The 12,647-nt window shown below is 69.6% G+C and carries 10 protein-coding genes and 1 tRNA gene; 2 read left to right on the top strand and 9 right to left on the bottom strand.

Annotated elements, in window-relative coordinates; all coding sequences use genetic code 11:
* Positions 1–180 precede the first annotated feature (180 nt).
* Positions 181–858: a TetR/AcrR family transcriptional regulator gene (locus ACZ52C_RS16875; protein WP_086799083.1), complete on the bottom strand. Its 678-nt coding sequence runs from the start codon at positions 856–858 to the stop codon at positions 181–183.
* Positions 855–1,886 (bottom strand): acyl-CoA desaturase, encoded by a 1,032-nt coding sequence (locus ACZ52C_RS16870; RefSeq protein ID WP_469075439.1) that lies wholly within the window; start codon positions 1,884–1,886, stop codon positions 855–857. Before ACZ52C_RS16870 ends, ACZ52C_RS16875 begins: the two co-directional genes overlap by 4 nt.
* A 383-nt stretch (positions 1,887–2,269) precedes the next feature.
* Here ACZ52C_RS16870 and ppc point away from each other — a divergent pair, with 383 nt between their 5' ends.
* Positions 2,270–5,002 (top strand): phosphoenolpyruvate carboxylase, encoded by a 2,733-nt coding sequence (gene ppc, locus ACZ52C_RS16865; protein WP_469075438.1) that lies wholly within the window; start codon positions 2,270–2,272, stop codon positions 5,000–5,002.
* Positions 5,003–5,221: 219 nt separating this feature from the next.
* Here the strand turns inward: ppc and ACZ52C_RS16860 are convergent, their stop codons facing one another.
* The 7 genes from ACZ52C_RS16860 to ACZ52C_RS16830 form a co-directional block, all read right to left on the bottom strand.
* On the bottom strand, positions 5,222–5,755 hold the full coding sequence (locus ACZ52C_RS16860; RefSeq protein ID WP_469075437.1) for a hypothetical protein: 534 nt from the start codon (positions 5,753–5,755) through the stop codon (positions 5,222–5,224).
* Between the two features lie 80 nt (positions 5,756–5,835).
* Complete coding sequence (gene pth, locus ACZ52C_RS16855; protein WP_469075436.1) at positions 5,836–6,438, bottom strand: aminoacyl-tRNA hydrolase; 603 nt, start codon at positions 6,436–6,438, stop codon at positions 5,836–5,838.
* A gap of 94 nt (positions 6,439–6,532) precedes the next feature.
* Complete coding sequence (locus ACZ52C_RS16850; protein WP_469075435.1) at positions 6,533–7,126, bottom strand: 50S ribosomal protein L25/general stress protein Ctc; 594 nt, start codon at positions 7,124–7,126, stop codon at positions 6,533–6,535.
* Between the two features lie 187 nt (positions 7,127–7,313).
* On the bottom strand, positions 7,314–8,288 hold the full coding sequence (locus ACZ52C_RS16845; protein WP_045556270.1) for a ribose-phosphate diphosphokinase: 975 nt from the start codon (positions 8,286–8,288) through the stop codon (positions 7,314–7,316).
* Between the two features lie 107 nt (positions 8,289–8,395).
* Positions 8,396–9,844: a bifunctional UDP-N-acetylglucosamine diphosphorylase/glucosamine-1-phosphate N-acetyltransferase GlmU gene (glmU, locus tag ACZ52C_RS16840; protein ID WP_469075434.1), complete on the bottom strand. Its 1,449-nt coding sequence runs from the start codon at positions 9,842–9,844 to the stop codon at positions 8,396–8,398.
* 122 nt (positions 9,845–9,966) lie between these two features.
* Positions 9,967–10,041, bottom strand: a tRNA-Gln gene (locus tag ACZ52C_RS16835).
* A gap of 23 nt (positions 10,042–10,064) precedes the next feature.
* On the bottom strand, positions 10,065–10,925 hold the full coding sequence (locus ACZ52C_RS16830) for a hypothetical protein (protein WP_469075433.1): 861 nt from the start codon (positions 10,923–10,925) through the stop codon (positions 10,065–10,067).
* A 168-nt stretch (positions 10,926–11,093) separates the two neighbouring features.
* On the opposite strand from ACZ52C_RS16830, the gene ACZ52C_RS16825 reads away from it, so the two are divergent.
* Complete coding sequence (locus tag ACZ52C_RS16825; RefSeq protein WP_469075432.1) at positions 11,094–12,458, top strand: sensor histidine kinase; 1,365 nt, start codon at positions 11,094–11,096, stop codon at positions 12,456–12,458.
* Positions 12,459–12,647 lie beyond the last annotated feature (189 nt).

The following is a 12,647-nucleotide window of genomic DNA, read 5'->3' as shown; positions in this document are numbered from 1 at the left end:
GTGCCTGTTTCGTCGGCGGGTGCGGGTGCTTCGTGGTTGCTCGCGCAGTTCCCCGCGCCCCTAAAAGACGAAAAGCACGGGGCGCAGCCCCTGCTTTTCAGGGGCGCGGGGAACTGCGCGAGAAGCCCCGCCGGGCCGCACCCGGCGACGAAACCGGCACCCCGCCACGCACCCCCCGGCTCAGAACTTCCGGTGGCCGATGAGGCGCGGCTTCTGGTTGAGCCCGTCCAGACCGTGCCACGCCAGGTTCACCAGATGCGCCGCCACCTCCGCCTTCTTCGGCCGGCGCACATCCAGCCACCACTGACCGGTCAGGGCGACCATCCCCACCAGCGCCTGCGCGTACAGCGGCGCGAGCTTCGGGTCGAAGCCGCGGCTCTTGAACTCACGGCCGAGGATGTCCTCCACCTGCGTGGCGATGTCGGAGATGAGGGACGCGAAGGAACCCGTGGACTGCGGGATCGGGGAGTCACGGACCAGGATGCGGAAACCGTCCGTGTGGTCCTCGATGAAGTCCAGCAGCGCGAACGCGGCCTGTTCGAGGAGTTCACGCGGGTGCCCGGCCGTCAGCGAACTGGTCACCATGTCCAGCAGCCGGCTCATCTCACGGTCCACCACCACCGCGTACAGCCCCTCCTTGCCGCCGAAGTGCTCGTACACCACCGGCTTCGACACCCCGGCCTTCGCCGCGATCTCCTCCACCGACGTGGCCTCGAAGCCCTTCGCGGCGAAGAGGGCCCGCCCGACCTCCAGCAGCTGCGCCCGGCGCTCGGCGCCCGTCATCCGGGTGCGGCGAACACGCCGCGGCTTGTCATTGCTCGGGGTGCTGCTGGAGTCGGTCGCCACGGCGTCAATCATGCCGCCTCGGCGGGCGCCTTCCGGTGTCCGGAGCCGTCCTCACCCGTCTTGCGCCTGGAATCGATACGCGAGCGTGACGGCCAGCGGACGTCGTACGCCCAGCCGAACACCTCGAACCACCGGATCAGCCGAGCGGAGGAGTCCAACTGGCCGCGCTCCACTCCGTGCCGGGCCGAGGTGGGGTCGGCGTGGTGGAGGTTGTGCCACGACTCGCCGCAGGAGAGGACCGCCAGCCACCACACGTTGCCCGAGCGGTCGCGGGACTTGAAGGGGCGCTTGCCGACGGCGTGGCAGATCGAGTTGATCGACCAGGTCACGTGGTGCAGCAGGGCCACCCGGACGAGGGAGCCCCAGAAGAACGCGGTGAACGCGCCCCACCAGGACATCGTCACCAGACCGCCGATCAGCGGCGGCAGGGCGAGGGAGAGCATCGTCCAGAAGATGAACTGGCGGGAGATCGCCCGGAGCGCCGGGTCCTTGATCAGGTCCGGCGCGTACTTCTCCTGCGAGGTCTGCTCCTCGTCGAACATCCAGCCGATGTGGGCCCACCACAGGCCCTTCATCAGCGCGGGGACCGTCTCGCCGTAGCGCCACGGCGAGTGGGGGTCGCCCTCGGCGTCGGAGAACTTGTGGTGTTTGCGGTGGTCGGCCACCCAGCGCACCAGCGGACCCTCGACCGCCATCGAACCGGCGATCGCCAGGGCGAGCTTCAGCGGCCGCTTGGCCTTGAACGAACCGTGCGTGAAGTGCCGGTGGAAACCGATCGTGATGCCGTGGCAGCCCAGGTAGTAGAAGAACACCAGCAGGCCGAGATCCAGCCAGCTCACGCCCCAGCCCCAGGCCAGCGGCACCGCCGCGAGGACCGCGAGGAACGGGACGGTGATGAAGAGGAGCAGGGTGATCTGCTCGATCGAACGCTTCTGCTCGCCGCCCAGCGTGGCCGACGGGGCGGAGGAGTCGGTCGCTGCGGAGTCGGGATGGCCGGTCGCATTCGGTGCGTCTTCGATCACATCGGACCTTGAGCTCATGGGGCGTCCCCTGGGGGGTCGAGGGTGAGGAGAGGGGGAGGTGCCTACGGCGACAGCGTGCGGGGGTCACCTGTCGGCACTCCCTACGGTTCCGTAACCTACGGCATCGTAAGTATGGCAGCGCGGTGCCGGGCGGCAAGGGTCCCCCTGTTCAGCGCGTCCAGGTGTAGCGGGCGGGCACGGTGGACAGGTGGCACTCAGTGCCGCGAAAGTGGCACCTGTCGCGGGGGGCGCCCAGGTGGACGCCTATCCTGGACTCGTTCGGACAGCGCGGTCCGCTCTGAATCCTGCCCGGCCGCCGGGCCACACACCGCGGCCCAGACCGCCGGGCCCCCACCCGGGTTCCCCTCAGCCGAGCTTCAACACTGCAAGGAGCCGCACCTGTGAGCAGTGCCGACGACCAGACCACCACGGTCAGCAGCGAGCTGCGCGCCGACATCCGGCGCCTGGGTGACCTACTGGGCGAGACCCTCGTACGCCAGGAGGGCCCCGAACTCCTGGAGCTGGTCGAGCGTGTCCGCCACCTGACCCGCGAGGACGGTGAAGCCGCCGCCGACCTGCTGCGCGGCACCGAACTGGAGACCGCGGCCAAGCTGGTCCGCGCCTTCTCCACCTACTTCCACCTGGCCAACGTCACCGAACAGGTGCACCGCGGCCGCGAGCTGAGGGCACGCCGTGCCGCCGAGGGCGGCCTCCTCGCCCGTACGGCCGATCGCCTGAAGGACGCCGACCCCGAACACCTGCGCGAGACGGTCGCGAACCTCAACGTCCGCCCCGTCTTCACCGCCCACCCCACCGAGGCCGCGCGCCGCTCGGTCCTCAACAAGCTCCGGCGCATCGCCGCGCTGCTGGAGACCCCGGTCATCGAGTCCGACCGCCGCCGCTACGACATCCGGCTGGCCGAGAACATCGACCTGGTGTGGCAGACGGACGAACTCCGCGTCGTCCGCCCCGAGCCCGCCGACGAGGCCCGCAACGCCATCTACTACCTCGACGAGCTGCACGCGAACGCCGTCGGCGACGTCCTGGAGGACCTCACCGCCGAGCTGGAGCGCGTCGGCGTGACGATCCCCGACGCCACCCGCCCCCTCACCTTCGGCACCTGGATCGGCGGCGACCGCGACGGCAACCCCAACGTCACCCCCCAGGTGACCTGGGACGTCCTGATCCTCCAGCACGAGCACGGCATCAACGACGCCCTCGAACTCATCGACGAACTGCGCGGCTTCCTCTCCAACTCCATCCGCTACACGGGTGCCACGGAGGAACTGCTCACCTCGCTCCAGGCCGACCTGGAGGCGCTGCCCGAGATCAGCCCCCGCTACAAGCGCCTCAACGCCGAGGAGCCCTACCGGCTCAAGGCCACCTGCATCCGGCAGAAGCTGGAGAACACCAAGCAGCGCCTCGCCAAGGGCACCCCCCACGAGGACGGCCGCGACTACCTCGGCACCGCCGAACTGCTCCACGACCTCACCCTCATCCAGACCTCCCTGCGCGAGCACCGCGGCGGCCTCTTCGCCGACGGCCGGATGAACCGCACCATCCGCACCCTCTCCGCCTTCGGCCTCCAGCTCGCCACCATGGACGTCCGCGAACACGCCGACGCCCACCACCACGCCCTCGGCCAGCTCTTCGACCGCCTCGGCGAGGAGTCCTGGCGGTACGAGGACATGCCCCGCGAGTACCGCCACAAGCTGCTCGCCCGCGAACTGCGCTCCCGGCGTCCCCTCGCCCCGACGCCCGCGCCGCTGGACGCCGCCGGCGCCAAGACCCTCGGCGTGTTCGAAACCGTCAAGAAGGCGCTCGCCGTCTTCGGCCCCGAGGTCATCGAGTCGTACATCATCTCGATGTGCCAGGGCGCCGACGACGTCTTCGCCGCCACCGTCCTCGCCCGCGAGGCCGGCCTCATCGACCTCCACGCCGGCTGGGCCAAGATCGGCATCGTCCCGCTGCTGGAGACGACCGACGAACTCAAGGCCGCCGACACCATCCTCGAGGAGATGCTCGCCGACCCCTCCTACCGGCGACTCGTCGCCCTGCGCGGCGACGTCCAGGAGGTCATGCTCGGCTACTCGGACTCCTCCAAGTTCGGCGGCATCACCACCTCGCAGTGGGAGATCCACCGCGCCCAGCGCCGTCTGCGCGACGTCGCCCACCGCTACGGCGTGCGTCTGCGCCTCTTCCACGGCCGCGGCGGCACCGTCGGCCGCGGCGGCGGCCCCTCGCACGACGCGATCCTCGCGCAGCCCTGGGGCACCCTGGAGGGCGAGATCAAGGTGACCGAGCAGGGCGAGGTCATCTCCGACAAGTACCTCGTCCCCTCCCTGGCCAGGGAGAACCTGGAACTGACGGTCGCCGCCACGCTCCAGGCCTCCGCCCTGCACACCGCCCCCCGCCAGTCCGAGGACGCCCTCGCCCGCTGGGACGCCGCGATGGACGTCGTCTCCGACGCCGCCCACGCCGCCTACCGCAAGCTCGTCGAGGACCCCGACCTGCCGACGTACTTCCTCGCCTCCACGCCGGTCGACCAGCTCGCCGACCTGCACCTCGGCTCGCGGCCCTCCCGCCGCCCCGGCTCGGGCGTCTCGCTCGACGGCCTGCGCGCCATCCCCTGGGTCTTCGGCTGGACCCAGTCACGGCAGATCGTGCCCGGCTGGTTCGGCGTGGGCTCCGGCCTGAAGGCGCTGCGCGAAGCGGGCCTGGACACCGTGCTCGACGAGATGCACGAGCAGTGGCACTTCTTCCGCAACTTCCTCTCCAACGTCGAGATGACGCTGGCCAAGACGGACCTGCGGATCGCCCAGCACTACGTCGACACGCTCGTCCCCGACGAGCTCAAGCACGTCTTCGACAGGATCAGGGCGGAACACGAGCTGACCGTCCGCGAGGTGCTCCGCATCACCGGCGAGGACAAGCTGCTGGACGCCAACCCCGTCCTGCAGCAGACCTTCTCCATCCGCGACGCCTATCTCGACCCGATCTCCTACCTCCAGGTCGCGCTGCTGAAGCGCCAGCGGGACGCTGCCGCTGCGGGGGAGGCGGCGGATCCGCTGCTGGCGCGGGCGTTGCTGCTCACGGTCAACGGGGTGGCGGCGGGTCTGCGCAATACGGGCTGACTTCGTGGGCTTCGATGGCGGCTGACGGCCCGGTGGGGCTTCTCGCGCAGTTCCCCGCGCACCTGAAAGACCAGGCCCTGCGGGCCTGAAAAACCACGGCCCTGCGGGCCTGGAAAGCGGCGGGGCTGCGGGCCTGAAAAGCACGGGGCGCAGCCCCTGCTTTTCAGGGGCGCGGGGAACTGCGCGAGAAGCCCCACCGGCCGTCAGCCGAAAACCGGCTCACAGCGCGACCCACGCCGCCGTGATCAGCGCGAACCCCAACCCGCCCAGCACCCACGCCGACCGCACCATCCGCAACCCCCCGGCCACGACCACCGCGGCGAGCAGCAGCGCGCCGCCCAACGGCACCCACGCGTGCAGCAGGCCCGCCGGACCCGTCCGTACGACATCGCCGCTGCCCGGCTTCACCACCACGGTGTACGTCTCACCGGTCTCCACGGCCACCGACCGCTCGATGTCGACCCGGTCCCGGGCCCGCGACCCCGTCGACACCGGCTCGTAGGGACCCCAGCAGGTCTCGCCCTGGCACCGGGACACCGTCATCGTGCCCTGCTCGCGCCCCTTGCTCAGCATCACGTGCTGGGCGCAGCCCCAGGACCCCCACACCCCGGCGATCAGGATCACCACCGCGATCGCACCCATGGCCGCCAGCCGCCCGTACCGCAGCGCGGCCGACGCGCCGACGCCGCTCGGGCGCGCACGGCGCCGCGAACGGTGAGCGGGGGCTTTGCTGTCAGGCATGGCGGGGATCATTGGCCATGACACTGCGGTCGGTCAACTCCCCCTGGCCGGCGCACGACAGCGGACCAAACGGAACATTCACGGGAAAAAGCTCAGGAGTTGTACGTCCCCTGTGCCCGCTCCAACCCCTCGATCACCAGACACTCCACCGCGTCCGCCGCCCGGTCCACGAAGTAGTCCAACTCCTTGCGCTCCGTGGAGGAAAAGTCCTTCAACACGAAGTCCGCGACCTGCATCCGGCCCGGCGGACGACCGATCCCGAACCGCACCCGGTGGTACTCCGACCCCATCGCCTTCGTCATCGACTTCAACCCGTTGTGACCGTTGTCACCACCACCGAGCTTCAGCCGCAACGTGCCGTAGTCGATGTCCAACTCGTCATGGATCGCCACGATGTTCGCCACCGGCACCTTGTAGAAGTCCCGCAGCGCGGTCACCGGCCCGCCCGACAGATTCATGTACGACATCGGCTTGGCCAGGATCACCCGACGGTTCCCCGGCCCCGGCGGCCCGATCCGCCCCTCGACGACCTGCGCCTGCGCCTTCCCGGCCCGCTTGAACCTCCCCCCGATCCGCTCGGCCAGCAGATCGGCCACCATGAACCCCACGTTGTGCCGGTTCGCCGCGTACTCGGGCCCGGGATTGCCGAGCCCGGCGATCAGCCAGGGGGCGCTCGGATCGGTCGTCACGTGCATGTCTCCTTGATACGCGGGCGGATGCCCGGATACGCGCCAGCCGCCGCCCCCCGGAGGGAAGCAGCGGCTGACGAACCGATGACAGAGCCGGGGCTCAGGCCTCCGCGGCCTCGTCACCCTCGGCGGACTCCTCCGACGGCTCCTCCGCCTGCGCGGCCAGGACCTGCAGGACGACGGTGTCCTCCTCGACAGCCAGCTTGGTGCCCTTCGGCAGCGGGATGTCCTTGGCGAGGATGGAGTCGCCGGCCGCCAGACCCTCGATGGAGACGGTGACGGACTCGGGGATGTGGGTGGCCTCGGCCTCGACCGGAAGCGCGTTCAGGACGTGCTCCAGCAGGAAGGCACCCGGGGCCAGGTCACCCTCGGTGTGGACGTAGATCTCGACGTTGACCTGCTCGCCGCGCTTGACGAGCTGAAGGTCGACGTGCTCCAGGAAGCCCTTGATCGGGTCGCGCTGCACGGACTTCGGGATCGCCAGCTCGTTGGACTTGCCGTCGATGTCCAGGGAGATCAGGACGTTCGGCGTACGCAGCGCGAGCAGCAGCTCGTGGCCCGGAAGCGTCAGGTGGATCGGGTCGGAACCGTGACCGTACAGAACACCGGGAACCTTGGAGTCACGGCGGATACGACGGGCGGCACCCTTGCCGAACTCGGTACGCGTCGACGCGGCGAGCTTCACCTCGGACATGATCACTCCTCGTAGAGAACTGGGGAAACGTGGTCACCCGGCCAAACCATCGGCCTGCTACGAAGAGCGCGTCGATAACGGACCGCCGTACCCGCAGGTACGGCCTCCCTCGCCGAGCAACTGTGACAGCTTACGCAGCGGGAAGGCCGTACAAGAAATCGATCTAGACGAAGCTAGAGCAACGCCGTCACTGCTCGTCGAAGAGGCTCGTCACCGAACCGTCCTCGAACACCTCACGCACCGCGCTCGCGATCGTCGGCGCGATCGACAGCACCGTGATCTTGTCCAGCTCCAGCTCGCTCGGCGTCGGCAGCGAGTTGGTGAACACGAACTCACTCACCTTCGAGTTCTTCAGCCGATCAGCGGCCGGACCCGAGAGCACACCGTGCGTCGCCGTCACGATGACGTCCTCCGCACCGTGCGCGAACAGCGCGTCCGCCGCCGCACAGATGGTGCCACCGGTGTCGATCATGTCGTCCACCAGGACACACACCCGGCCCTCGACCTCACCCACGACCTCGTGGACGGTCACCTGGTTCGCCACGTCCTTGTCACGCCGCTTGTGCACGATGGCCAGCGGCGCACCCAGACGGTCGCACCAACGGTCCGCCACCCGCACGCGACCCGCGTCCGGCGAGACCACCGTGAGCTTGTTCCGGTCCACCTTCGCGCCCACGTAGTCCGCCAGCAGCGGCAGCGCGAACAGATGGTCGACGGGCCCGTCGAAGAAACCCTGGATCTGGTCCGTGTGCAGATCCACGGCCAGGATCCGGTCCGCACCCGCCGTCTTCATCAGATCCGCGATCAGACGCGCCGAGATCGGTTCACGACCACGGTGCTTCTTGTCCTGCCGCGCGTAACCGTAGAACGGCACGATGACGGTGATCGAGCGGGCGGAGGCACGCTTCAGCGCGTCGATCATGATCAACTGCTCCATGACCCACTTGTTGATCGGAGCCGTGTGGCTCTGGATCAGGAAGCAGTCCGCACCTCGCGCCGACTCCTGGTAGCGGACATAGATCTCGCCGTTGGCGAAGTCGAAGGCCTTCGTCGGGACGACCCCGACACCCAGCTGCTGGGCGATCTCCTCGGCAAGCTCGGGGTGGGCGCGGCCGGAGAAGAACATCATCTTCTTCTCGCCGGTCGTCTTGATCCCGGTCACAGCACTGTCTCCTCAGAGGTTTCTCAGCCGGGCACGGAAAAGCCGCTCAGCTGGGGTGCGGGTGTGCACTTATCACGGTACGACGTCCTTGGCGCACCTGTTTCCAGTCAGCTTTCGCTCTCGCCCTCCCGGGACGCCGCCTCGGCAGCCTTCGCCGACGCGCTCCCCGGCCGCTTACGGGCCACCCAACCCTCGATATTCCTTTGCTGGCCACGGGCGACGGCCAGCGAACCGGGCGGCACATCCTTCGTGATCACGGACCCGGCGGCGGTGTACGCGCCGTCCCCGACCGTGACAGGCGCCACAAACATGTTGTCCGAGCCCGTCTTGCAGTGCGAGCCGACGGTCGTGTGGTGCTTGTTCTCACCGTCGTAGTTCACGAACACGCTCGCCGCACCGATGTTCGAGTACTCGCCGATCGTCGCATCACCGACGTACGACAGGTGCGGGACCTTCGTCCCCTCGCCGATGGTCGCGTTCTTGGTCTCGACGTACGTGCCGATCTTCGACTTCAGCCCGAGCCGCGTGCCGGGACGCAGGTACGCGTACGGCCCCACGGTCGCCTGCGGCCCCACCTCGGCGCCGTCCGCCACGGTGTTGTCGACGCGCGCGCCGGCCCCGACCGTGGTGTCCTTCAGCCGGCTGTTCGGACCGACCTCCGCGCCCTCGGCGAGATGCGTGGCCCCGAGGAGCTGGGTGCCCGGGTGGACGACGGCGTCCTGCTCGAACGTCACGGTGACGTCGACCCAGGTGGTGGCGGGGTCGACCACGGTCACCCCGGCGAGCATGGCCTCGGTGAGCAGCCGGTCGTTCAGGATGCGGCGGGCCTCGGAGAGCTGCACACGATTGTTGATCCCGGCGATCTCCCGGTGGTCGCCCGCGACGGAGGCGCCGACCCGGTGCCCCGCCTCCCGCAGGATCCCGAGCACGTCCGTCAGGTACTCCTCGCCCTGGCTGTTGTCGGTCCGCACCTTCCCGAGGGCGTCCGCGAGCAGCTGGCCGTCGAACGCGAACACCCCGGAGTTGATCTCACGGATCGCGCGCTGCGACTCGGTGGCGTCCTTGTGCTCCACGATGGCCGTCACCGCACCGGAGGCGCCGTCCCGCACGATGCGGCCGTAGCCGGTGGCGTCCGGGACCTCGGCGGTCAGCACGGTCACGGCGTTGCCGTCGGCCGAGTGGGTGGCCGCGAGCGCCTGGAGGGTGGCGCCGGTGAGCAGCGGGGTGTCGCCGCAGACGACGACCACGGTCCCGTCGACGACGCCGCCCAGCTCCTCCAGGCCCATCCGTACGGCGTGGCCCGTGCCGTTCTGCTCCGCCTGGACCGCCGTACGCACGCCGGGGTCGACCTCGGCGAGGTGCGCGGTGACCTTCTCGCGGGCGTGCCCCACGACGACGACCAGGTTCTCGGGCTCCAACTCGCGCGCGGCGGCGAGGACGTGGCCCACCAGGGAGCGGCCACAGATGCTGTGCAGAACCTTGGGTGTGGCCGACTTCATACGGGTGCCCTCACCCGCTGCTAGGACGACGACGGCTGCCGGGCGGGTTGCGCTCACGGGGATGCCCTTCGGCTGTGGGTGCGGTGGGGGTTGACATCCGCAGGATACCGGGGCGTTGTGAGGGGGAAATGTGAGCGGGTCCTGACCCGTGTTGCTGGGGTCAGGACCCGAACTGAGCTTGGCTCCCCCGCCAGGACTCGAACCCGGACATATGGCACCAAAAGCCACAGTGCTGCCAATTACACCACAGGGGATCAAACTCGCCTAAACCGGACATTTAGTCGGCTCGCCGAGTGGCACTACACACTATGCCGTACCAAGACCCTTCGATGCGACGGTACAACTCTGCGCTCCGGCGAACCTTGATCCCCAAGCAGCCTCGATAGGCCTCGCCCACGTTCTTGCGATGCGTCGTCGGGTTGTGCTTCTTGAGCACCGTCTTGCCGAGAAGGGATCTGTCGATGCCGACGAGGTGGGCCCAGTAGCGCTCGGCGGCTTCCACGTCGGCGGTCTCGTGGATCATGACGCGGACGTGGAGGCGATCGCGCTCGACGCCGACGAGGTCCAGCCAGGCGAGGAACATGGCGATCATATTGGGGTCGCTGTTCACGAACTCCACGGATTCGCGGCGGGTGTGCGGCTTGTCCTTCGTGCCCTCGGCCCAGTACAAGCCGACTCCCGCAAGGAACAACTCGCGGTCGGAAAGGGCACCGACCGCGGCTGCTGCAGCCCGCTTGGCTTCCTCGCGTTCAAGGTTCTGTGCGGCTCGCAGTCGTGCGAGTCCCGCGTTCATGCGTGCGCGCTGCTCATCGGGCGTGCACTGTGGCGTCGGAGCCGGGAGATCCCGCACCCAGAGCGAGACTGAGCTCTTCGAGCAGCCCGGCTCGGCCTGGATCTGGTTGTACGTCCAGCCCTGTTGTCGTAGGTCTCGTGCTCTCTCGCGGAGGTCATCTTTGGCCCTGGGGCGCTTCGTCCACTCCGGGGGTGGCTCGCCCTCGACCAGGCGCTGAAGGATCTCCTTGTTGTGGACCTGAAGCTCGTCGCGGATCTGCCGGAGGCTGTAGCCCTCGCGGCGCAGCGCGACCGCCCGCTCTCGCAGCCCCTCGAAGTCGGCGTACTTGCTGTGTGGATGTGCCATGGGCATACCGTCCGGGCGGAATGGGCCGTTCCGGGGTCGAACGGTGGGCGATTCAGCTGTTCGAGGGATACCGGGCGGTTTCGCTTCTGTTCGAATGTGCCGTGTGGTGTCGGGCGGTACGGGAAACTCGCCGGAAAAGCGGGGGCGCTCGAACGTAGGCTTGGGTGTATGACCACGACGGGGGAAGACCACACCGCGGCCGGGACGGGGGACGGGGCCGGACCGTGGTGGTGGGAGCGGTGGCGGAGCGCCGCCCTCGACGGCGGGCTGGCGCTGGTGTCGGCCGTCGAGTGTTCGATCGAGGGCGTCGAGTTCGCCCGGAACGCAGCGCTGCCGGAGGCCGTGGGGGTCGTCTTCGGGGTGCTCGCCGGGTCCGTGCTGCTGGTGCGGCGGATGTGGCCCGTCGCCGTCGTGCTGGTCTTCATCGCCGTCGCGCCCGCCCAGATGGGGTATCTGATGGGGCTCGTCGGCCTCTATACGCTCGCGGCCTCGGAGGCGCCGAGACGGATCATCGGGGCGCTGTCGGGGATGGCGTTCGCCGGTGTGTTCATCGTGTGGTTCGTGGAGGCGACCCGGAGCAATCTCCAGGGGGACGGGGCGGTCGGCGGCGGGGACGTGTTCGCCGTGTTCCTCGCGTCCACGATGGCGATCGGGCTGACCGCGCCGCCGGTGCTGCTGGGGCTGTACGTCGGGGCGCGGCGGCGGCTGATGGAGAGTCTGCGGGAGCGGGCGGATTCGCTGGAGCGGGAGCTGCAACTGCTCGCGGAGCGGGCGGAGGAGCGGGCCGAGTGGGCTCGGGGGGAGGAGCGGACCCGGATCGCGCGGGAGATGCATGACGTGGTCGCGCACCGGGTGTCGTTGATGGTCGTGCACGCGGCCGCTCTTCAGGCCGTGGCCCGGAAGGATCCGGAGAAGGCCGTGCGGAACGCGGCGTTGGTGGGGGACATGGGGCGCCAGGCGTTGACCGAGTTGCGGGAGATGCTCGGGGTGTTGCGGTCGGGGGAGGGGTTCTCGTCGATGGCGTCGGCGCGGCCGGGGTCGGTGTCCGCGCCCGCGCCCGCGCCGGTGCCGTTGGCGGCGGTGGGGGCGGCGGCCGCGGCGGCGGCTTCGCGGGCCGAGGACGAGGCGGCGGAGGGGCCTTGTCTGGCCGAGCTGGAGGTGTTGGTGGGGCAGTCGGCGGCCGCGGGGATGATCGTCGAGCTGTCGGTGGAGGGGGAGGTGCGGGTGTATGCGGCCGAGGTGGAGCAGACGGCGTACCGGGTGGTGCAGGAGGCGTTGACCAACGTCCACAAGCATGCGGCGGGGGCGAAGACGCGGGTGCGGCTCGCGCATCGGGAGGCGGAGATCGCGATGCAGGTGGAGAACGGCCCCCCGCCGGAGCCGGGTGCGGCGGCGGCCGCGCGGTTGCCGAGCGGAGGCAACGGTCTGCTCGGGATGAAGGAGCGGGTGGCGGAGCTGGGGGGTGTCTTCGTGTCCGGGCCCACGGACGCCGGGGGTTTCCGGGTGTCGGCGGTGCTTCCGGCCGCGCCGTAAGGGGCGCAGCCCCTTCAGGGGCGCGGGGAAGTGCGCGAGCAGCCCCACACGACGGACGACCGTCCCCTCCGTGCGGCCCTACGGTGGAACGGCCCAGGACGCGACGCGGATGGCGGCCGACGGCCGAAGCCCCCACGGCCGAACCCCCACCCCGGCCGAGCCTCACCGGTCGAACCCCCACCCCGGCCG

Source organism: Streptomyces sp. NPDC034049 (genome assembly GCF_055575575.1).
This window is presented reverse-complemented; position numbering and strand designations above follow the sequence as displayed.

Excerpts from the sequence above, each read along its gene's own strand:
- ACZ52C_RS16875 (WP_086799083.1), bottom strand. The coding sequence starts at position 858 with ATGATTGACGCCGTGGCGACCGACTCCAGCAGCACCCCGAGCAATGAC.
- ACZ52C_RS16870 (WP_469075439.1), bottom strand. The coding sequence starts at position 1,886 with ATGAGCTCAAGGTCCGATGTGATCGAAGACGCACCGAATGCGACCGGC.
- ACZ52C_RS16860 (WP_469075437.1), bottom strand. The coding sequence starts at position 5,755 with ATGATCCCCGCCATGCCTGACAGCAAAGCCCCCGCTCACCGTTCGCGG.
- pth (WP_469075436.1), bottom strand. The coding sequence starts at position 6,438 with ATGCACGTGACGACCGATCCGAGCGCCCCCTGGCTGATCGCCGGGCTC.
- ACZ52C_RS16850 (WP_469075435.1), bottom strand. The coding sequence starts at position 7,126 with ATGTCCGAGGTGAAGCTCGCCGCGTCGACGCGTACCGAGTTCGGCAAG.
- ACZ52C_RS16830 (WP_469075433.1), bottom strand. The coding sequence starts at position 10,925 with ATGGCACATCCACACAGCAAGTACGCCGACTTCGAGGGGCTGCGAGAG.
- ACZ52C_RS16825 (WP_469075432.1), top strand. The coding sequence starts at position 11,094 with ATGACCACGACGGGGGAAGACCACACCGCGGCCGGGACGGGGGACGGG.